This is a genomic window from Acidimicrobiia bacterium, from assembly GCA_040878325.1.
GTDB lineage: Bacteria > Actinomycetota > Acidimicrobiia > Spongiisociales > UBA11373 > JAUYIV01.
The window spans coordinates 149,185-168,874 of record JBBDMM010000001.1 but is presented as its reverse complement, the minus strand read 5'-3'; the positions used below and the strand labels follow the sequence as shown (position 1 = coordinate 168,874).

Genomic DNA, 19,690 nt, shown 5'->3' with positions numbered 1-19,690 from the left:
GAGGGGAAACAACTAATGAATCGATTCACGAAGATGCGGCACCTCGGTGTGTTGCTCGTGGTGTTTGCGCTGTTTGCCGCCGCCTGCGGCGACGACGATGCCACCACGACGACCACCGGCGCGGCCGCTACCACTACCACCGCTGCGGCGACCACGACCACCGCGGGAGAAGCATTCCCGCCGGAGGCTGGTCCTGCCGGCGGAGTGCTGATCGAGGCCGGTGCACCGGTCGAGATCCGCGCCCTGCAGGCCATCAGCGGCGAGGTCGCCTTCCTTGGCATCGACCAGCAGCGAGGGATCGAACTCGCGATAGAAGACTTCGGCGACGTCCACGGTCACGCGGTCAACCTCGGCACCGTCGAGGACGATCTGTGCCTGGGCGAGGGCGGCGGCGCCGGTGCCACCGTCATTTCGGCGCAGCCTGGAGTCTTGGGCGTCATCGGGACGACCTGCTCGGGTGCTGCGGTGCCGGCGATGGCGATCTTCAATGAAGCCGGAATCGTGATGATCTCGGGTTCCAACACGGGCCCGTCACTCACCTCCGACTTCCAGGGGAACGCCGGGGAGAACTACTTCCCGTTCTACCTGCGCACGGCGCACAACGACCTGATCCAGGGCGGCGCGGCGGCTCTGTTCGCCTTCGACGTGCTTGGACTCACGAACATGTGCACCATCCACGACGGTGACCCCTATACCAGCGGCCTCGCCGGTGCCTTCGGCGCCGCGTTCGAGACCCTTGGTGGGGAAATCTCGGTGGCCACCTCGATCAACAAGGGCGACACCGACATGGTGCCCGTCCTGACCGAGTGCGCCAATGGTGCACCCGAAGGGATCTACTTCCCGATCTTCCAGCCTGAGGGTGACTTCATCCTTCAGCAGCGGGGCGGGGTTGCCGGTCTTGAGGAAGTGGTGATGTACGGCGCCGATGGCCTGATCACCCCGGACCTGTTCTCGCTGCCTGAGGCCGCGGGCGCGTACTTCTCGGGTCCGGATCTCGGGTTCGAAGGCAACGCCGGTTTCACCGGTGAGAGCTACACGAACCTGGTGGCCCGTTACGAGGCCGCCTACGGCGAGGCCCCGGTGGCCGCGTTCCATGCCCACACCTATGACGCGACGATGATGCTGCTCAATGCCATCGCGTCGGTCGGGGTGCAGGGTCCGAACGGCGAGCTGTGGGTCGACCGTCAGGAACTGCGCGACTTCCTGTATGCGACGGTGGACTTCCCCGGCGTGACGGGAACGCTCAGCTGCGACGCGTTCGGTGACTGCGGCGCCAACACGGTGTCCGTGGTCCTGAACGAGGATCCGACGGATCCTCAGGCGGGTATCGCCAACGTCGTGTTCCGTGCCGGCAAGGGCGCTGGCGGCGAAGTCGTCGTCATCGACTCCTGATCGGCTGATTGACCGGGTGGAGACCCGGCACCCTCGGGTGCCGGGTCTCTGCTCACCCAGATCCGATGCAACTGCTCAAGCCCCGAAGCTTCCGTTTCAGTTGGGTCGACACGTTCCTGTGGGCGATCCGCATCGGCGCGCTCGTCTTCATCGTCGTGGGTGTGCTGGGGACCGTTTCGAAGGCGGTCGACGGTGAGGGGCTCACCGCGCAAGCGTGGCGGGAGCTGGTTGTCACCGGGCTCGCCCAGGGGTCGATGTACGGCCTGATCGCCCTCGGATACTCGATGGTGTACGGCGTGCTCGGGTTCATCAACTTCGCCCACGGCGAGGTGTTCATGAGCGGGGCGGTGACCGGATTCTTCGCCGCCAATGCGCTGGCCGACGCCGGGGTCTGGGACAGCCAGCCAATCGTTGGCCTCGGTGTCACCATCCTGGTCTCGATGGCCACCTCGATGCTGGTGGCGGTGCTGATCGAGCGGCTCGCCTACCGGCCGCTTCGCGGCGCCCCGCGTCTCATCCCGCTGATCACTTCGATCGGGATGTCCTTCTTCGTCCAGTACACCTTCCGCGGGCTGTTCGGCGAGAGTTTCAAGAGCTATCCCGTCCTGCCCACGGTGATGCAGGGGCGGATTTCCCTACTCGGCATCGAAATCCTCAAGACGCAGTTGGTAGTGATCATCGTGGCTGCGGTGGCGATGGCCGGCCTCTACACCTATGTAACCCGGACCCGGATGGGCCGGGCGATGCGGGCGATCGCCGAAGACCGTGAGATCGCCGCACTGATGGGGGTCAATGTCGATCGGGTGATCGCCCTCACTTTCGCCGTGGGCGGGGCGATGGCGGGCGTCGCCGGTGTCCTGTGGGCACTCTTGTTCCGCCAGGTCTACTTCCTCACCGGATTCCTGCCGGGGATCAAGGCCTTCACCGCCGCGGTGCTCGGCGGCATCGGCAACATGGCCGGGGCGTATGTCGGCGGGCTCGCCCTCGGCCTGTTCGAATCCTTGGGGCCGCTGCTGGTCCTCGACGGCTGGGACATCCCCTCGGTGAGCCAGTTGAAGGATGTGGTGGCTTTCAGCGCCCTCGTGCTCATCCTCATTTTCCGCCCGACCGGCCTTCTCGGTGAACGGCTCGCAGTAGAGGAGCGCGGCTGATGGCTGTCTCCGAAGCGCCCCCGGTCGACCGGCGCAAAGTGCTGCGGGCGGGCCTTCTCGGTGGGCTCGGTTTCGTGTTTGTCTCGACCATCGGCATGGTCGAGACTTTCTCGACAAAGAACGTCATCGACCCGATCCTGAGCCTCGGATACACGGTGCTGATGAGCATCGCGGTGTGGACCGGGTACCGGGGAGCGAAGGCGGCCGCCGTCGATCGTGAGGCGAGAGCGGCAGAACGGATTCTCTCCGGGGCCGCCGCCGGTTTGGTCGGTGGCCTGGTCGGCGCCATCTACGTGGTCTGGATCAACACCTTCGTGGTGCGCGAGGTTCTCAGCAACATCTCGCCCCGGCTGATCGAACTGCTCAACTTCGGCGGCGGGATGGGGTCGGGGATCACCCTGGCCATCGTCGGTGGGTTGGTGGGTGGAGCGGTCGGCGCCCTGCTGTCGCTGGCCTCCCCGCTGATGCGGCGCGCCTTGATCGGCGCGTTCCTGTGGGTGTTGATCGTGGGGTTCCTCGAGGTGGTGATCAGCCAGATCCTCCGTGAGCTCCACCTGGGTTTCATCGTCGGGCTGGCGATCCCCTCCGTCGCCGCTTTGGTACTGGGGCGGTTCCTGCAGCGGGGTCCGGCGCTCGTTTTCGGGCTGCTCGCTGCGGTGGCGCTCGGTATCTATTCCGCCATCAACCTCGAGAGCGTCGGCCTGAGCATGACCTTCCTGATCGACTTCCTGTACGAGAGCAGGGTGGGTGGCCGGGCGTTGACCACCCCGGCGGCGGCGGTGATCTTCGTGCTGGCTTTTGTCCTGGTGGTGGTCACCGAACGGCCCCGCAAGCGGGCTCGAGCGCGAATCGCCGCGATGGACCCAGAGGAGCGCCAGCGCTGGCTGTTCGGGGGCGTCGCGGTGTTCCTCGGCCTTGGCATCTTCCTCCCGATGCTCCTCGGCAGCGTCGTCAACGAGTTGTTGGCGACGACAGGGATCTTCTTGCTGATGGGCCTCGGGTTGAACATCGTGATCGGCTATGCCGGCCTGCTCGACCTGGGATATGTGGCGTTCTTCGCGGTCGGCGCCTACACGACCGCGATCCTCACATCTCCATTGTCGAAGGTCTCCTTCGATTGGGGCTTCATCGCCACGCCCCTCAACTTCTGGGAGGCGATGCCCTTTGTGATCGTCGCCGCCGCCATCGCCGGCATCATCGTGGGCACACCGGTCATCCGCATGCGGGGCGACTACCTGGCAATCGTCACCCTGGGATTCGGAGAGATCGCCCGAATCCTCTTCCTCTCCGACTGGCTCAGCGGCACCACCGGCGGCGCGCAGGGCATCTCACGGATCCCATCGATCCCCCTCGGGTTCACCGAGATCAAGGGCACCGATCAACAGATGATCTTCTATGCGGTGTTCTTCTTCGTTCTCATCGCGGCCTACATCTCGTGGCGGCTCCAGGACTCTCGCATCGGGCGGTCGTGGATGGCCATGCGCGAGGACGAGCAGGTTGCCGAGACGATGGGCGTCAACATCGTCCGGGCCAAGCTGCAAGCGTTCGTAATCGGAGCGATCATCGCCTCCTTCAGCGGCGCAGTGTTCGCAGTCAAATTCGGGACGATCTTCCCTGCGTCGTTCTCCCTGATCGTGTCGATCACCGTCCTGGTGGTCATCATCGTCGGCGGCATGGGCAACATCCCTGGTGTTGCGGTCGGCGCGTTGGTGATGATCGGAGTGCTGGGGGGACGCAACTCACCCGGCCTGCTGCGCGAGTTCGAGGGCTTCAAACTCCTCATCTACGGCGCTCTGCTGATCTTGATGATGCTCAAGCGTCCTGAGGGGCTCTTGCCCAGCCGGCGGCGCGCCCGTGAGTTGCACCAGGATGAGGCCTTGCAGGATGTCTGGTTGCGCGCCGCGGCAGCAGGCGAGCACGACGAGGACGGGTCCTGATGGCTCTCCTCGAAACGATCGGGCTTCGCAAAGGGTTTGGCGGCGTGGCGGCGATCGCCGGACTCGACTTCCATGTCGACCAGGGCGAGATCGTGTCGGTGATCGGGCCGAACGGCGCCGGCAAGACCACCTTCTTCAACCTGATCACGGGTATGGCCCGCCCGGACTCCGGCAAGGTGATGTTCGACGGTGAGAGCATCGTCGGCCTCACCCCTGACTCGTTGACGCGTCTGGGTATCGCTCGCACCTTCCAGAACGTCCGCCTCTTCCCCAACATGACGGTGCTGGAGAATGTGATGGTCGCCCAGCACTGCCGCACCTCCAAGGGGGTGTTCGCCGCACTCCTCCAGACGCGGGGATTCCGCGATGAGGAGAAGGAGATCGAGGAACGGGCGCGCGACGTGCTTTCTTTCTTCGGTACCAGGCTCACCGGGTATCGCCACGACCAGCCCGCGTTCATGCTGTCGTACGCCAACCGCCGGCGCCTCGAGATCGCTCGCGCCATCGCCACCCAGCCCAAGCTGATCCTGCTGGACGAGCCCACCGCCGGCATGAACCCCCGCGAGACCGCTGAGCTCACCGGGTTGATCGGCCAGCTCCGTGACATCAAGGGCCTCACCGTGGTGGTGATCGAACACGAGATGAAAGTTGTCCGTGATGTCTCCGATCGGGTGGTGGTGCTCGACCACGGGGTGAAGATCGCCGAAGGGCGCTACGCGGAAGTCACTTCCAACCCAGACGTGATCGAGGCGTACCTGGGTCGGCCCACCGGGGGTGACGAATGAGCGCCCCCGTCCTCGAGTTCCGCGACGTCAACACCTACTACGGCCCGGTCCACTCGCTGAAGAACGTCAACCTTCGTATCGACGCCGGGGAGATCGTCTGCCTCCTCGGGGGCAATGCCTCCGGCAAGACCACCACTCTCAAGACAATCCTCGGGATGGTGATCCCCGCCTCGGGCGAGGTGCTGATCGACGGGGACATCATGACCAATAGCCCCACCAGCGAGCGGGTCGAGCGAGGGGTTTCGATGGTGCCCGAGAACCGGCGCCTCTTCAAGCGGATGTCGGTGCGCGAGAACCTCGAGATCGGGGCGTTCCTCCGCAACGACAAGGATGGCATCGAGGAGGACCTGGAGCGGATCTTCGAATTGTTCCCCAGGGTGAAGGAGCGGCTCGGCCAAAAGGCGGGGACCCTCTCGGGGGGTGAGCAGCAGATGGTGGCAGTGGGTCGAGCGCTGATGGCGCGCCCCAAGGTTCTGCTGATGGACGAGCCGTCGATGGGCCTGGCGCCGGTGTTGGTCGCGCAGAGCTTCGAGATCATCCAGCAAATCAACGCGGCCGGGACCACCGTGTTCGTGGTCGAGCAGAACGCCAACATGGCCCTCTCGATCGCCGACCGCGGCTACGTGTTACAGACAGGGCAGATAGTCCTAGCCGACACAGCGAAAGGCCTGCTGGCCAATCCCGAGATGAGGGCGGCGTATTTGGGCGAGGTGGAGTAGGCAGGAAGTCTCCAGTCACCAGTCTCCAGTCTCCAGTCAGACCCCTTGACCTGGCCCGCGGGTTGTGACATGAAACAGGCATGCGTGACTACCGGCAGCTCAAAGTCTGGGAGCGGTCGCACGCCCTGACACTTCGCTCATACTTGGTCACCGGGGCGTATCCACCCGACGAGCGGTTCGGACTCGTGTCGCAGACGCGCCGGTCGGTGTCGTCGATTCCGATGAATATCGCCGAAGGTTCGGGGCGGATGACGCGTGCCGACTATTCCCGGTTCATCGGGTACGCCTCGGCGTCATGCAACGAAGCCGAATACCAGCTCCTCCTGGGTCGAGATCTTGGATATCTGGCAGATTCGGATTTCGAGGCTATGAGCCAGGAATTGTCGGAGCTGCGAGCCATGCTGACAAGCCTCCAGCGGACTCTCTTGAGGACATCAGCCAGCAGCTGATGAGCGGAACTGGAGACTGGAGACTCTGGACGATGGGTACCATCGTCCAGCCATGGACCACCTCCTCACCGTTCTTCCCAATGGTTTGCGTGTGATCACCGAGACCATGCCTTCGGTGCGGTCGGTGGCTGTGGGGTGTTGGGTGGATACGGGGAGCCGTGACGAGATCGGTGCTGAGGCCGGTTGCTCGCACTTTCTCGAGCACTTGCTCTTCAAGGGGACCGAACTACTGGGTGCCCGCGAGATCGCCGAGGCTTTTGATTCGGTCGGCGCTCGCTCCAATGCCTTCACCTCGAAGGAGTACACCTGTTATTGGGCGCAGTTGCGCGACGAGGATGTCTCCATGGGTCTCGGTCTGCTCTCCGAGATGCTTCAGCGCCCGTCCTTCCGTGCGGACGACATCGCCTCCGAGTCGAACGTGGTCCTCGAAGAGATCAACATGAACGAGGACGACCCGTCCGACGTCGCCCACGATCAGTTCGCGCAGGCGCTGTGGGACCAGCACGTTCTGGCGAAGCCGGTGCTGGGCACCCGAGAGTCGATCAACGCAATGGGTCGAGAAGTCATCTCGGAGTATTGGTCACGGCGCTATCACCCTTCCACGGTGGTGATCGCCGCCGCCGGGCACATCGACCACGACGAGGTGGTCAAGATGGCCGCCGATCGGTTCGGCACCTGGGACGGCACCGTGCCCGGACGCGACCTGGAGCCTCCGACGATGAGGTCGAACGTTGAAGTGGTGCGCCGCGACACCGAGCAGGCCCACCTGGTCATCGGGGGCGAGGCGCTCACCCGCGGCGACGACCGCCGATTCGCCTTCGGGATCCTCAACCATGTCCTCGGCGGCGGCATGTCGAGCCGCCTGTTCCGGGAGATCCGGGAAGAGCGCGGTCTGGCCTACGCGGTGTACGCCTTCCGGATGCCGTACGCCGACTCCGGTGCCTTTGGCGTCTACGTGGGCACTACTCCGACCCAGACCCAGCAGGTACTCGAACTGATCCGGGCGGAACTCGGCCAACTGATCGAGTGGGGGATCACGCCCGAGGAACTGGACCGCGCCAAAGGCAACATGAAGGGATCCCTTGCCCTGTCGATGGAGGACACCAACAGCCGGATGGTGCGGTTGGGCCGGCATGAGCTGACCGGTGTTCCCCACCTCTCCCTCGACGAGACCGTGGCCAGCATCGACGCGGTGAGCCTCGAGGATGTCCACGCGGTCGCCAAAGAGGTCTATTCAGGCCCGTACGTCATCGGCGCCGTCGGCCCCTTCGACGCCGCCGACCTGGAAACGTACGTGGCATGACACGCGTCGCCGTATCCGGGGCGGGCGGCCGGATGGGCCGCCTCGTCATCGAGACGGTTGCTGGGGAGCCCGACCTCGAACTGGTGGCGGCGTTCGATCCTTCCCACGCCGGCGAGACCATCTCCGGGGTCGTCGTCGCATCGGATCCCGTCGTCGTCGGCGAGGCCGAGGTGGTCGTCGAGTTCACGATGCCTGACGTGGTGATGCCCAACCTGGCAGCGTGGCGCGATCTCGGAGTCCACGCGGTGGTGGGCACCTCCGGATTCGACGCGGCCCGGATCGCAGCCCTCAGGGAACAGTGGGGGGGCGGGCCGCCCAATTGCCTGGTGGTTCCCAACTTCTCCATCGGGGCGATCCTGATGATGCGGTTCGCCGAACTCGCCGCCCCGCACTTTTCCGCTTCGGAGATCGTCGAACTGCATCACGACAAGAAAGCGGATGCCCCCTCGGGGACGGCCATCACCACCGCAGCGCGGATCACCGAAGCCGGGGGCCGTCAGGAGCGCACGGTCGAATCGGAGGAGCTGCTTCCCGGTGCGCGCGGTGCGGCGGCCGGCCCCCGCATCCACTCGATTCGCCTGCCGGGGATGCTTGCCCATCAAGAGGTGCTGTTCGGCTCCCCCGGCGAAACCCTGACCATCCGCCACGACACCACCGACCGGGCATCATTCATGCCAGGAGTCCTGCTCGCCATCCGATCGGTGGCCGGACTACCCGATCCAGTGACGGTGGGTTTGGAGGGGTTGTTGGGGATTTGAGGCCAGTCCCCAGTCTCCAGTCTCCAGTCTCCAGCAAGAAGCGCTCGACCACGCGAACGCGATCTCCTCCCGTCTTTGAGCGATGGCGATGTCTTGTTTGACTGGGGACTGGAGACTGGCGACTGGAGACTCTTCAGAACAGCGCGTTCGCCAGCGCTCTCCGATACGAGACCGCTACCGGATGATCCGCCCCCAGGATTCCGAAGACGTCCACCATCGCCTGGCGGGCGGGATCGCGTAGGTCGCCGCCTGCCTTGACGACTTCGAGGAGGCGGTCGAGAGCCGGTTCGTACTCGCCGCGGGCCGCCAGGGCCTGACCCAGTTCGAGCAGAGCGGACTGGTCGTCGGGGTCGGCGGCGAGGCGACGTTCGATGGCGGTGAGGTCGATCTCTTGCGCTGCGGTCACCCGGGCGGCGGCCTCGAGGCGTTCCACCTCGGCGGTTCGGGGGAGCCGCCCGAGAACGATCAGGGCTTCTTCGGTGTCGCCGCGGGCGATCAGCATCGAGGCCAGGGCGGTGGCGCCCTCCTCATGGCCGGGGACCCGCGCGACCACGTCGCGGAGGATGGTCTCGGCCGCGGTCTCGTCGCCGTCGAGTACCAGGTCTCTGGCCCGGTCGACCATGCGGTCCTCTTCGGTGGGGAGGAGCGTGTCGACCCATTGGCGCACCTGGGTCTCAGGGATTGCCCCCATGAACTGGCCGACGGGCTTGCCGTTCTTGAAGGCCATGACGGTGGGAATCGACTTGATGCCGAACTGAGCGGCGAGCGCCTGGTTGGCGTCGACATCGATCTTCACCAGCTCGAAGGCACCCCTATGGGCCTCGGCCACCTTCTCGAGCGTCGGCCCGAGCGTCTTGCACGGCCCGCACCACTCGGCCCAGAAGTCGACGACGACCGGCACTTCCTCGCTGCGCTGCAGCACCTCGCGCCCAAAGTCCTGCTGATCGATGTCCTTGACATGGTCCATGTGCGTTACAACGGATCGCGCGCCGTTGGGATTCCGAGGATAGGTGAGTCTCCAGTCACCAGTCGCCAGTCACCAGGCAGACCCGATCCGAATCGGCGCGCCCACTTCGTTCTTGCTGGGGACTGGGGACTGGCGACTGGAGACTCGCGACTACCGTCCTACCAGACACACAGGAGATCTTGATGTCCCTGACCCCACCATTCGGCCGCGTGCTGACTGCAATGATCACGCCCTTCGACTCTGAGGGGGCGGTCGACTACGGGGCGGTTTGGGAGCTGGCGGTCCATCTGGTGGAGACCGGGTCCGACGGCGTCGTGGTGGCGGGCACCACCGGCGAGTCGCCCACCCTTTCGGAGGACGAGAAGCTCTCGCTGTTCCGCACGGTCGTCGAAGCGGTGGGTAACCGTGCTGCGGTGCTGGCCGGCACCGGCTCGTACGACACCGCCGAGTCGGTCCACCTGACGAGATTGGCCTGCGAGTTGGGCTGTTCGGGAGTCATGGCGGTGACGCCCTACTACTCCCGCCCGCCCCAGCAGGGCCTCTTCGAGCACTTCACCGCGATCGCCGACGCCTCGACAGTGCCCGTCCTGCTCTACAACATCCCGTCCCGTACCGCCCGCTTGATCGAAGTCGACACGCTGGCCCGCCTGGCGGCGCACGAGCGGATCGTTGCCGTGAAGGATGCGGTGGGCGACTTGGCCTTCACTACCAGCACCCGGCGTGCCTGCCCCGACGACTTCGCGATCTACTCCGGGGACGACATCCTCACCTTGCCGATGATGGCGGTGGGGGCGGTGGGGATCGTGTCGGTGGCAGCGCACCTCGCCGGCGACCAAATCGCCGCGATGGTGGCTGCAGCAGCCGAGGGCGACTTCGCCGAGGCCCGTCGCCTGCACCTCGCTCTGACGCCGCTGTTCACCTCGCTGTTCGTCGAGCCCAACCCGATCCCGGTGAAGGCGGCAATGGACGCGTTGTGGCGTCCGGTGGGTCGGCCCCGCCTGCCCCTGGTGGCGGCGGCATCCGACACGGTGGACCGCATCAAGGAGGCGCTGGCGGGCGCCCGCGACACATGAGCGTCCGCGTCTCGTTTCTCGGTGGGCTGGGCAACATTGGTCGCAACTGCGCGGTTCTCGAGATCGACGGGAAACTGGCGCTGATCGACTGCGGGCTCATGTTCCCGGACGAGCACATGCTCGGGGTGGATCTGGTGCTACCCGACCTCTCTCCGATCGTGGCACGGGCTGACGACCTCGAGTGCGTGGTCCTCACCCACGGACACGAGGACCATGTCGGGGCCCTCTTCTACCTCCTGCGCGAGGTGAACGTGCCCGTCTATGGCACCCCGCTGGCGGTGGCATTCGCCCGGTCGCGCATCGACGAAGCCGGTATCGATGCCGACATGCGTGCCGTCGCCACCGGCGAGTGGATCGACCACAAGCCCTTCCGCTTCATGCTGATCCCGGTGTCGCACTCCATTCCCCAGGGTGCCGGGATCGCCTTCGACACGCCCGAGGGGATCGTGGTGCACAGCGGCGACTTCAAGCTGGATCCGACCCCCATCGACAGCGTGCCCACCGACCTGCCCCAATTCGCCGACCTCGGCCGCCAGGGAGTGAGGTTGCTGCTATCCGACAGCACCAACGCCGAGGTGCCCGGGTTCGTCCCCTCCGAGTCGAGCCTCGCCCAGCCGCTCTATGAGATCGTGGTGGAGACCAAGGGCCGGTTGATCGCGGCGTGCTTCGCCAGCCACATTCATCGGGTGCAACAGATAGTGAACGCCGCGGTCGACGCGGGTCGGTTCGTCGGACTGATGGGACGGTCGATGGTGCGCAACGTCCCCATCGCCGAGTCGCTCGGGTTGATCGACGTCCCTCCTGACGCGGTGCTCCCGATCGAGGAGCTGTTGCGCCTTCCCCCGGAGAAGACCGCGCTCGTGTCGACCGGCAGCCAGGGCGAGCCGTTCTCGGCGCTCTCATTGATGGCGGCGGGGGAGCACCGTTGGGTGAAGATCACCGAGGGCGACACCGTCCTGATCTCGGCCCGGCCGATCCCCGGCAACGAGATGAAAGTGTCGCGGGTGATCAACGGCCTGTTGCGCCGTGGCGCCCGGGTGTTCCACGGCAACAACTCCGAGGTCCACGTGTCGGGACATGCGGCCCGGGACGAGTTGAAGACCTTCATCAACGTCGTCAGGCCCCAAGCGCTGGTACCGATCCACGGCGAATATCGCCACTTGAAGGCCCACGCCGAGCTAGCCGAGGAGATGAAGGTTCCGGAGGTGTTCCTTTGCGCCGACGGCGACGCCATCGTCCTCGACAAGGGCAAGGCCCGGATGGAGAAGGGGGCGATCTCTGCCTCGCATGTGTATGTCGACGGCCTCGAGGTGGCCGGCTCGGTGCACGGGATCATCCGTGACCGCAGGCACCTGTCCGAGGATGGGGTGGTGGTGGTCACGCTCGCCGTCGACGTGTCCACCGGAGAGATCATCCAGGGCCCCGACCTCGACAGCCACGGCTTCATGGACGATCCCGAGGCCGTGTTCGCCAAGGCGGCCAAGGCCGTGGTCGACGTTCTCGGCTCGATCGAAGTGCCGGTCGATGCAGAACAAGTCGAACGCCATGCCCGCGGCGCCGTCAACCGGGTAATCAGCAACGAAACCCAGAAGAAGCCGGTGGTGATACCAGTAGTCCTGGAGGTTTAGCCCTCCGGGCTAGACCTCCAGCTCCAGCCACTGCTCCTGCTCCAGCCAGAGGCATCGGGGTCGGCCCTTACTGGTACCGGTCTGGCTGGGGCCGGGGCTGGAGCCGGGGCTTTGTCGGACAATCGTTTGTTCTAGCCCACCCCTGCCCTACCCTGGCTCGCACATGGCAACACGGAAGCCTGCCCGCCGGGGCTCGGGGCGGGCGCGGGCTACCGGCACCACCAAAACTCAGCAAAAATCGGGGTCTTCCGCGCTGGCGGCCCTGAGAGAACGAATCCGCGACGGGTTCGGGAGCAACGCCGACGACGTCTGGGGCGTGATCCTGCTCGTCGGCGGCGTCCTCGTCGGCCTCGCCTTCTTTGGCCTCGCCGGTCCGTTCGGAAAGGGCCTGGTAACCGGTCTGCAGGTCTTGTTCGGAGTCTGGGGCTATGTCGTCGGCGTGCTGCTCGTCGTCCTCGGCGCACTTCTGGTGATCACCCGACGCCGCGAGGAGTACCGCCGCCTGGTGAGCGGGTTCATCATCACCTTCCTCTCGACGCTGGCGATGTTCCATTTGATGACCGGCACGGTGTCGCTTGCCGACTCGCTCGACCTCGTCAAGGAGAGGGGCGGAGCGATCGGCTCGCTGATCGCGTTCCCGTTGCGCCGCGTCGTCGGGTTCTGGGGTGCGTTCACCATCCTGGTGGCGTTCACCGCGCTGGGGGTGCTGCTGATGACCCGCACCACGGTGCGCGAGGCGGGTCACACGGTTGCCGACCTGCTCCGCGCTGGCTGGGCTCGAATCAGAGGTAGCGGCAACCGCCGTCGGGCCCCCGTGGTCGAGGTGCGCCAGTCACCGCCGCGGCTGGTGTCTTCCAAGCCCGAACCGCGACCCGATCCCGGGCCGGAGATTCTCGTCCAGGGCAATCCGGGGTCGGTGCCCAAGCGGCGTGTTGGCGCATCGCCCCAGCCCGTGCGGTCCGCGCCGACACAGGGTTACTCGCTCCCGCCGCTCGAACTGCTCGAACTCGGAGGTGGCGCCGGCCAGTCGAAGAAGGCGCTCGACGAGACGGCGCGCGAGTTGGAGCAGACCTTCATCCAGCACGGCGTGGATGCCCGTCTCACCCGGATCGTCCCCGGCCCCACGGTCACCCGATTCGAGATCGAGCTCGCTCCCGGGGTCAAGGTCGCCCGGGTCACCGGGCTGTCGCATGACATCGCCTACGCCCTCGCCACCCCCGACGTCCGCATCCTCGCCCCGATCCCCGGGAAGAGCGCGATCGGCGTCGAGGTACCCAACCGGCGTCGTCGTTTGGTGACCCTCGGTGACATCCTGCGCAGTCCCGAGGCCAAGGAGGCGGTCCACCCCCTCGAGGTCGCCCTCGGCATGGACATCTCCGGCCGCGCCCAGATGATCAACCTGGGGGAACTGCCCCATGTGCTCATTGCCGGTGCCACGGGGGCGGGCAAGTCGTCGTGCATCAATGCCATCGTCACGTCGCTGCTCTTCCGCACCACGCCCGAAGAGGTGCGGATGATCCTGGTGGACCCGAAGCGGGTGGAACTCGGCCAGTACAACGACGTTCCCCACCTGCTCACCCGGGTTATCACCAACCCGAAGAAGGCGGCCGACGCCCTCCAGTGGGCGGTGCGCGAGATGGATCGCCGGTACGACCTGCTCGCCGAGGGAGGGGTGCGTGACATCGACGGCTACCACGAGAAGTTCGATCGCGGCATGCTCGAGGGCGAGCACTACGACCGCTTCCCGTTCATCGTGGTGGTGGTCGACGAGCTGAACGACCTGATGATGGTCGCGGGCCGCGCGGTGGAGGATGCTGTCGTGCGCATCGCCCAGATGGCCCGGGCTGTCGGCATCCATCTCGTCATCGCCACCCAGCGCCCCTCGGTCGATGTGATCACCGGCGTGATCAAGGCCAACATCCCGTCGCGGCTGGCGTTCTCGGTGGCGTCACAGGCGGACAGCCGGGTGATCCTCGACCTGTCGGGCGCCGAGAAGCTGATCGGGCTCGGCGACATGATCGTCGTCACCGCCCGCGACCCCCACGCCCGCCGGATTCAGGGCGCGTGGGTCAGCGAATCCGAGATCCACGCTGTGGTCGAATACGTGCGCAACCAGCGCAAGGCTCGTTACGAAGCGGTCTTCGAGGCAGCCGAGGCGGCAAGGGCCGACGAGGAAGAGTTCGAGGGAGAAGACGGCGACATCGTTCGTCAGGCGATCGAGCTGATCGTCCGCTCCCAGCTCGGCTCCACCTCGATGCTCCAACGCAAGCTCCGGATCGGCTTTGCCCGCGCCGGGCGGGTGATGGACATCCTCGAGCGCCAGGGAATCGTCGGACCCTCCGAGGGGTCCAAAGCCCGCGCCGTCCTTGTATCGGTAGACGAACTCGACTCGCTTCTCAATGGGGAGATAGTGGGGGCGTAGTCGGTCGGCTGCGCCGACCTCCCGCAATGCGCAAGAACCGCGGCTCGCGTCAGCGTGCCTCTGCAGGCATCTCCGCCGGCGGAGCGGTCGCCGCTCGGCGCAATTCGCGATACGACAGCACGCGTTGAAGCCGCGTGGTCGTCGTATCGCGTATCGCGTATTGCGAATTGCAGGGGCCCAGCGCATCGGGGCCCCGCCGTTACTCTTCACCCATGAAAGCCCGGCGCTTCCTTCCCATTGCGGTGGTTTTGGCCGCGGGTGCGGTCGTGTTCATGTGGCCCACCACCCAGCCGCTGCAGGCGCCTTCGTCGGCTTCCACCAGCACCACGGCGCCCTTCATCGACGGCGTGTATGGGGCGGCGTGGGAGGTCGTTCCGGGTGCACCGGTCGCCGGCCGCGAGCAGATCGCCGTCGCCGACGTCGCCGGGAAGATCTTCGTATTCGGCGGTACCACCGGCGGGTACAGCGACGAGAACCTGGCGCCGTCGCTGTTCTTCCAGGACGCCTGGGTATACGACCCGGCCGACGGCTCGTGGGCACTGATGCCGCTGCCCCACTTCGAGATGTGCGATCTGGCCGACCCGGTGGCGATCGCTGGAGGCTTCTGGGCGCCGGTGGTTCTGTGGGGCCGGGTGGATCGCACCGCTGAGCCGACCTGCGTCCCCGCGGCCGCCCTGGACCCGACGTCGCGCACGTGGCGCCCACTGACCGGCGAGTTTTTCGAGCTCCTTGGGCCCGATCATCTGGTCTCGCGGCAGGAGATTCCGCTCGGCGACCCTGCGCTTCCGCCGGCGAGCCGTCTCGTCGCCCCCGAACTCGGGCTCTACTTCGACCTGGTGTCAGGAGCCACGGGTTCTCTCGAGAGCGGAGGAGGGCCCCCGATCACCGGACCGGCTTCATCCGCCTGGACGGGAGAGTGGCACCTCACGGTGGACCGTGGCCTCCTGTTCGGCTGGGAGGCTCATTCCGACTCGTGGCACTTCGACCTCGGCGGCACCCCGATCGCCGCCGATGGGCAGGACATCGCCGCCACCGACCTTGGCGCGTTCCTGGTGAACCAGCGCCTCGAGGCGGCGGTGCTCGATGCCCCCGATTCGATGTTGTGGTCATTCGTGGATTCTGTGCCGCTGCGCGCCTCGGCCTGCGACCCCGAGGTGCTGTCGGTGGGCGGCCGGCCGCTGGTGCGCACCTGCGTAGGGGTGGCCATCTACGAGGCGGCAGGAGCGGGGTGGATCCCGTTCTCGCCCCCGATCGGCATCGATGGCACGATGCTGGCCACCGCCGACACCCTCTACTGGTTCTCGGGCCAGGTGTCCCGCCTCGAATTCGCCCCTGACGGCGTGATCGCCCCCCGCCGGTTGCCGATCGGGCTCACCGACATCGAACTACCGGACGGATACCACTTCGCCCGAGCCATCGGGTTGGTGCAGACCATGGACGCCGACGGCAACGTAACCGCCGAGGTCCATGGGTTCGAAGTCTCGACTCCGACGGGAGGGACATGCACTCTCGTCGGCTTGTATCGAGTGAACGCGAGTCCAGTCCCAGATCCGGTGAAGGTGATCTCCGTGGAACGCCCGGTCCTCCCACCGCTCAGAGTCCTCGACTACTCCAGCGAGGGTGCACCCGTCCGTATGGTGATCCCCACCGCCCCGACCGACTCAGTGGAGGCCCGCTGCGGCGACTACGCAGAGGCCCTCGAACTGGTAGCCGCCCTCCAGTGGATCGAGGTGTAGGAGGCCTCGCTCCGCTCGGCCCGCAATTCGCAATTCGCAATACGACGGAACGCGAGCACACGCCGTCGACGCGTCTGTCGCATTGCGCATTGCGCATTGCGCATTGCGCCGAGCGGCGACCCGACCAACCCTGAGATGCCTTGAGAGGCACTCTGGCGCGAGCCGCGGGACTGGCGCATCGCGGGAGGCCGGCGCAGCCGGCCGACCAGATACCATCCCGCCAGTGCAAATGGAAGTGCTTCGCATCCTCGATGTCGACGGGTCGTTGATCGGGGATTCTCCGGTCGATCTCGACGAGGCTCGTCGGCTCTTTGCGGCGATGGTCACCGCCCGGGTCTACGACCGCAAGGGCTCGGCGCTGCAACGACAAGGGCGGTTGGCCACCTACGCGCAGTTCGAAGGGCAGGAGGCTGCCCAGATCGGGTCGGTGGCGGCGCTGCGTCCCGACGACTGGCTGGTCGGCACGTATCGGGACGCCGCGGCGATGTGGATGCACGGCTACCCGTGGGAGGCTCTGCTCTTGGGTCGGATGGGCGACGAGCGTGGCGGTGCCCCTCCGGCCGGCGTGAACGTGCTGCCGCCGTCGATAACCGTGGGCGGGCACATGATCCATGCGGTCGGATTGGGGTGGGCCGAACGGATGAAGGGCAGCGACCGCATCGCCCTCACCCTCTTCGGTGACGGCGCGACCTCGGAAGGCGACTTCCACGAGGCGATGAACTTCGCAGCCGTGTATTCCACTCCGACGGTGTTCGTCTGTCAGAACAACGGATGGGCCATCTCGATGAGCCGCGGCCGCCAAACGGCGTCCGAGACGATCGCCCAGAAGGCGGACGCCTACGGGATGGCGGGCGTTCTGGTCGACGGCAACGACATATTCGCCGTGTTGACGGCGGCGCGTACGGCCGTGCAGCGGGCACGGGCGGGGGAGGGACCCACCCTGATCGAAGCCCTCACCTACCGGATCGGTCCCCACACGACCACCGATGACGCCGGGCGCTATCGCTCCGACGAGGACGTCGACGCATGGCGCAAGAAGGACCCGATCGATCGGCTCAGGGCTCACCTCCGCTCGGCCGGCGGATGGGACGAGGCTTGGGAGGGGGCGATCGAGCAGTCGGCCTCCACCGAGATCGAGGCCGCCGTCGCCCAGGCCGAAGGGCTGGAGCCGTTCCCTGCCGACGCGATGTTCGATCGGATGTATGCCAAGCCGCCCGGTTCGCTCGAGGCCCAGCGTCGCCTGCAAGGGGACGAACCAGGGTGAGCGAGTTGAACCTGGCGCAAGCCCTCAACGACGCCCTCGACGTCGCCCTTGCCGCCGATGACCGGGTGGTCCTCCTCGGCGAGGATGTCGGGGTCACCGGCGGCGTGTTCCGGGTCACTGACGGGCTCCACGAGCGGCACGGGGGGAGGGTGATCGACACCCCGGTGGCCGAGTCGGGGATCGTAGGGGCAGCCTTCGGCATGGCCATCGCCGGTCTCCGCCCCGTCGCCGAACTTCAGTTTCTCGGATTCGCCTACCCGGCCTTCGATCAGATCGTCAGCCATGTCGGCCGGATCCGCAACCGTTCGAACCACCGCTTTACCGCGCCGTTGGTCATTCGGATTCCTTTCGGCGGTGGGATCGGCGCCGCCGAGCATCACAGTGAGTCGTCGGAGGCGATCTTCGCCCACACCCCGGGCATCAAGGTGGTCGCCCCGGCGACCCCCGCCGACGCCAAGGGACTGCTTCTGTCGGCCATTGCCGATCCCGACCCGGTGGTGTTCCTCGAACCGATCCGGGTCTACCGGGCCATCAAGGAGGAGGTCCCCGCGGGGCACTACACGGTGCCGATCGGGGAGGCCAGGGTGGTGCGGGAAGGGGCCGATGTCACCCTGGTGTCCTATGGGGCGATGCTGCGCGACGCCGGGCGCGCCGCCGACACGCTCGAAGCCGATGGAGTGTCGGTGGAGCTGATCGACCTCCGTACGCTCTCGCCGATGGATCACGCCACGATCGTGGGATCGGCACGCAAGACCGGGCGGGTGGTGGCGGTGGTGGAGAGCCATCGGTCCGCCTCACTGGCTTCGGAGATCGCCGCGGTCGTCCAGGAGCAGGCGCTCTACTCGCTGCTCGCCCCCGTCGAGCGTGTCACCGGATGGGACACCGTGGTGCCGCTCAAGCGCACCGAGCACCACTACATCCCCAGCCCTGCTCGCATCGTGACTGCCGCCCGACGGACACTGGCAGGCTGATGGCACACGAATTCCGGCTCCCCGACATCGGCGAAGGCCTGACCGAGGCGACGGTGGTGCGGTGGCTGGTGCCGGTCGGTGCCGCGGTGGCCCTGGACCAGCCAATCGTCGAGTTGGAGACCGACAAGGCCGTGGTCGACATTCCCGCCCCCCACGCCGGGTTCGTGCTCTACCACGGTGCCGCCGAGGGGGCCACGCTGCCGGTTGGGGCGATCCTCGTGGTGATCGGAGCGCAGGGCGAGTCGTGGACTGCGACGGCAACTGCCCCTCGCCGTGCCGAAGTGAAGGCCGCCGCTCCCATCGTCGGCAACCTCGAGGAAGCTCCCGACGGCGACCGGTCCAAGGCACTGCCGCTGGTGCGCAAGCTGGCGGCCAGCATGGGCGTCGATCTCTCGGCCGTCACCGGTACGGGGCCGGGAGGGATGGTCATCCGCGAGGACGTCGAAGCGGCGGTCGGCAGCGCGGGACCGGTCGAACGGGTGCGGATGTCGCCCACCCGGCTGGCGATCGCCCGCAACCTCACCCGGTCGTGGCAGGAGATCCCTCACGTCACCACCTTCGGGTCAGCGGACGCCTCGGGAATCCTCGCCGAGCGGTACCGGATCGGTGAGGCAAGCGGACGGCAGACTCCCCTCGAAGCCATCCTCATGGTGGCGATCGCCCCATTGCTCGCTGAGTATCCGTCGTTCAATGCGTCGGTCGAGGGCGAGACCCTGGTTCTCCGCAAGTATTACGACCTGGGCTTCGCGGTGGAGACGAACGAGGGGCTGATGGTCGCCGTCGTCCGTGGGGTTCCAGGGCAGGGGATCGAGGAGGTTGCGGAGCAGATCGTCGAGCTCGCCGCCGCAGCCCGCGATCGAACGATCGGCCGCGATCGGCTGCGCGGGGGAACCTTCACCATCTCCAACATCGGGGCCGTCGGTGGCGGCCACGGCACGCCGATCATTCCCTACGGCACCACGGCCATCCTCTCGGTGGGCCGGGCCGATGAGAGGCCCGTGGTGCGTGACGGGAAGATCGTGGTCGGTCGCGAGATGCCGTTGTCGCTCTCCTACGACCACCGGGTGATCGATGGGGCGTTGGGGCGCGAGTTCCTCGGCGCGGTGATCGCCGCCATCGAAGTGCGGGGCTGAAT

At 66.5% G+C, this 19,690-nt stretch carries 16 protein-coding genes; 15 read left to right on the top strand and 1 reads right to left on the bottom strand.

The features are described 5' to 3' along the window. Nucleotides 1-15: 15 nt before the first annotated feature. The 8 genes from WD184_00815 (at nt 16) to dapB (ending at nt 8,494) form a co-directional block, all read left to right on the top strand. Complete coding sequence (locus WD184_00815; protein ID MEX0825291.1) at nt 16-1,392, top strand: branched-chain amino acid ABC transporter substrate-binding protein; 1,377 nt, start codon at nt 16-18, stop codon at nt 1,390-1,392. 65 nt (nt 1,393-1,457) lie between these two features. Then, the gene (locus tag WD184_00810) at nt 1,458-2,543 is read left to right on the top strand and encodes a branched-chain amino acid ABC transporter permease (GenBank protein MEX0825290.1); all 1,086 of its coding nucleotides are present in this window, start codon (nt 1,458-1,460) and stop codon (nt 2,541-2,543) included. Beyond that, a complete protein-coding gene (locus tag WD184_00805; protein ID MEX0825289.1) occupies nt 2,543-4,480 on the top strand; it encodes a hypothetical protein in 1,938 nt (645 codons plus the stop codon). The genes WD184_00810 and WD184_00805 overlap by 1 nt, the downstream gene beginning before the upstream one ends. After that, nucleotides 4,480-5,265 carry an ABC transporter ATP-binding protein gene (locus WD184_00800; protein ID MEX0825288.1) on the top strand — a complete coding sequence of 262 codons (786 nt, stop codon included), beginning with the start codon at nt 4,480-4,482 and terminating at the stop codon, nt 5,263-5,265. The genes WD184_00805 and WD184_00800 overlap by 1 nt, the downstream gene beginning before the upstream one ends. Next, nucleotides 5,262-5,984 carry an ABC transporter ATP-binding protein gene (locus WD184_00795; GenBank protein MEX0825287.1) on the top strand — a complete coding sequence of 241 codons (723 nt, stop codon included), beginning with the start codon at nt 5,262-5,264 and terminating at the stop codon, nt 5,982-5,984. Before WD184_00800 ends, WD184_00795 begins: the two co-directional genes overlap by 4 nt. Nucleotides 5,985-6,064: 80 nt before the next feature. After that, nucleotides 6,065-6,433 (top strand): four helix bundle protein, encoded by a 369-nt coding sequence (locus WD184_00790; protein ID MEX0825286.1) that lies wholly within the window; start codon nt 6,065-6,067, stop codon nt 6,431-6,433. Between the two features lie 52 nt (nt 6,434-6,485). After that, nucleotides 6,486-7,736, top strand: coding sequence for a pitrilysin family protein (locus WD184_00785; GenBank protein ID MEX0825285.1), 1,251 nt, complete (start codon nt 6,486-6,488; stop codon nt 7,734-7,736). Beyond that, complete coding sequence (dapB, locus tag WD184_00780) at nt 7,733-8,494, top strand: 4-hydroxy-tetrahydrodipicolinate reductase (protein ID MEX0825284.1); 762 nt, start codon at nt 7,733-7,735, stop codon at nt 8,492-8,494. Before WD184_00785 ends, dapB begins: the two co-directional genes overlap by 4 nt. Before the next feature lie 133 nt (nt 8,495-8,627). Here dapB and trxA read toward each other — a convergent pair whose 3' ends face one another. Then, entirely contained in the window at nt 8,628-9,461 is an 834-nt protein-coding gene (gene trxA, locus WD184_00775; GenBank protein ID MEX0825283.1) for a thioredoxin, read from the bottom strand. 182 nt (nt 9,462-9,643) lie between these two features. Here trxA and dapA point away from each other — a divergent pair, with 182 nt between their 5' ends. From dapA to WD184_00740, 7 genes are all read left to right on the top strand, one after another. Further along, the gene (gene dapA / locus WD184_00770; GenBank protein ID MEX0825282.1) at nt 9,644-10,534 is read left to right on the top strand and encodes a 4-hydroxy-tetrahydrodipicolinate synthase; all 891 of its coding nucleotides are present in this window, start codon (nt 9,644-9,646) and stop codon (nt 10,532-10,534) included. Next, nucleotides 10,531-12,162 carry a ribonuclease J gene (locus WD184_00765; protein MEX0825281.1) on the top strand — a complete coding sequence of 544 codons (1,632 nt, stop codon included), beginning with the start codon at nt 10,531-10,533 and terminating at the stop codon, nt 12,160-12,162. Before dapA ends, WD184_00765 begins: the two co-directional genes overlap by 4 nt. A 163-nt stretch (nt 12,163-12,325) precedes the next feature. After that, nucleotides 12,326-14,584: a DNA translocase FtsK 4TM domain-containing protein gene (locus WD184_00760; protein MEX0825280.1), complete on the top strand. Its 2,259-nt coding sequence runs from the start codon at nt 12,326-12,328 to the stop codon at nt 14,582-14,584. Nucleotides 14,585-14,796: 212 nt separating this feature from the next. Then, nucleotides 14,797-16,320, top strand: coding sequence for a hypothetical protein (locus tag WD184_00755; GenBank protein ID MEX0825279.1), 1,524 nt, complete (start codon nt 14,797-14,799; stop codon nt 16,318-16,320). Nucleotides 16,321-16,549: 229 nt separating this feature from the next. Next, complete coding sequence (pdhA, locus tag WD184_00750; GenBank protein ID MEX0825278.1) at nt 16,550-17,584, top strand: pyruvate dehydrogenase (acetyl-transferring) E1 component subunit alpha; 1,035 nt, start codon at nt 16,550-16,552, stop codon at nt 17,582-17,584. Continuing rightward, nucleotides 17,581-18,555 carry an alpha-ketoacid dehydrogenase subunit beta gene (locus WD184_00745; GenBank protein ID MEX0825277.1) on the top strand — a complete coding sequence of 325 codons (975 nt, stop codon included), beginning with the start codon at nt 17,581-17,583 and terminating at the stop codon, nt 18,553-18,555. Before pdhA ends, WD184_00745 begins: the two co-directional genes overlap by 4 nt. After that, nucleotides 18,555-19,688, top strand: a complete 1,134-nt coding sequence (locus WD184_00740) for a dihydrolipoamide acetyltransferase family protein (GenBank protein ID MEX0825276.1) — start codon at nt 18,555-18,557, stop codon at nt 19,686-19,688. Before WD184_00745 ends, WD184_00740 begins: the two co-directional genes overlap by 1 nt. Nucleotides 19,689-19,690: the final 2 nt, after the last annotated feature.

Excerpts from the sequence above, each read along its gene's own strand:
- WD184_00815 (MEX0825291.1), top strand. The coding sequence starts at position 16 with ATGAATCGATTCACGAAGATGCGGCACCTCGGTGTGTTGCTCGTGGTG.
- WD184_00810 (MEX0825290.1), top strand. The coding sequence starts at position 1,458 with ATGCAACTGCTCAAGCCCCGAAGCTTCCGTTTCAGTTGGGTCGACACG.
- WD184_00805 (MEX0825289.1), top strand. The coding sequence starts at position 2,543 with ATGGCTGTCTCCGAAGCGCCCCCGGTCGACCGGCGCAAAGTGCTGCGG.
- WD184_00800 (MEX0825288.1), top strand. The coding sequence starts at position 4,480 with ATGGCTCTCCTCGAAACGATCGGGCTTCGCAAAGGGTTTGGCGGCGTG.
- WD184_00795 (MEX0825287.1), top strand. The coding sequence starts at position 5,262 with ATGAGCGCCCCCGTCCTCGAGTTCCGCGACGTCAACACCTACTACGGC.
- WD184_00790 (MEX0825286.1), top strand. The coding sequence starts at position 6,065 with ATGCGTGACTACCGGCAGCTCAAAGTCTGGGAGCGGTCGCACGCCCTG.
- WD184_00785 (MEX0825285.1), top strand. The coding sequence starts at position 6,486 with ATGGACCACCTCCTCACCGTTCTTCCCAATGGTTTGCGTGTGATCACC.
- dapB (MEX0825284.1), top strand. The coding sequence starts at position 7,733 with ATGACACGCGTCGCCGTATCCGGGGCGGGCGGCCGGATGGGCCGCCTC.
- trxA (MEX0825283.1), bottom strand. The coding sequence starts at position 9,461 with ATGGACCATGTCAAGGACATCGATCAGCAGGACTTTGGGCGCGAGGTG.
- dapA (MEX0825282.1), top strand. The coding sequence starts at position 9,644 with ATGTCCCTGACCCCACCATTCGGCCGCGTGCTGACTGCAATGATCACG.
- WD184_00765 (MEX0825281.1), top strand. The coding sequence starts at position 10,531 with ATGAGCGTCCGCGTCTCGTTTCTCGGTGGGCTGGGCAACATTGGTCGC.
- WD184_00760 (MEX0825280.1), top strand. The coding sequence starts at position 12,326 with ATGGCAACACGGAAGCCTGCCCGCCGGGGCTCGGGGCGGGCGCGGGCT.
- WD184_00755 (MEX0825279.1), top strand. The coding sequence starts at position 14,797 with ATGAAAGCCCGGCGCTTCCTTCCCATTGCGGTGGTTTTGGCCGCGGGT.
- pdhA (MEX0825278.1), top strand. The coding sequence starts at position 16,550 with ATGGAAGTGCTTCGCATCCTCGATGTCGACGGGTCGTTGATCGGGGAT.
- WD184_00740 (MEX0825276.1), top strand. The coding sequence starts at position 18,555 with ATGGCACACGAATTCCGGCTCCCCGACATCGGCGAAGGCCTGACCGAG.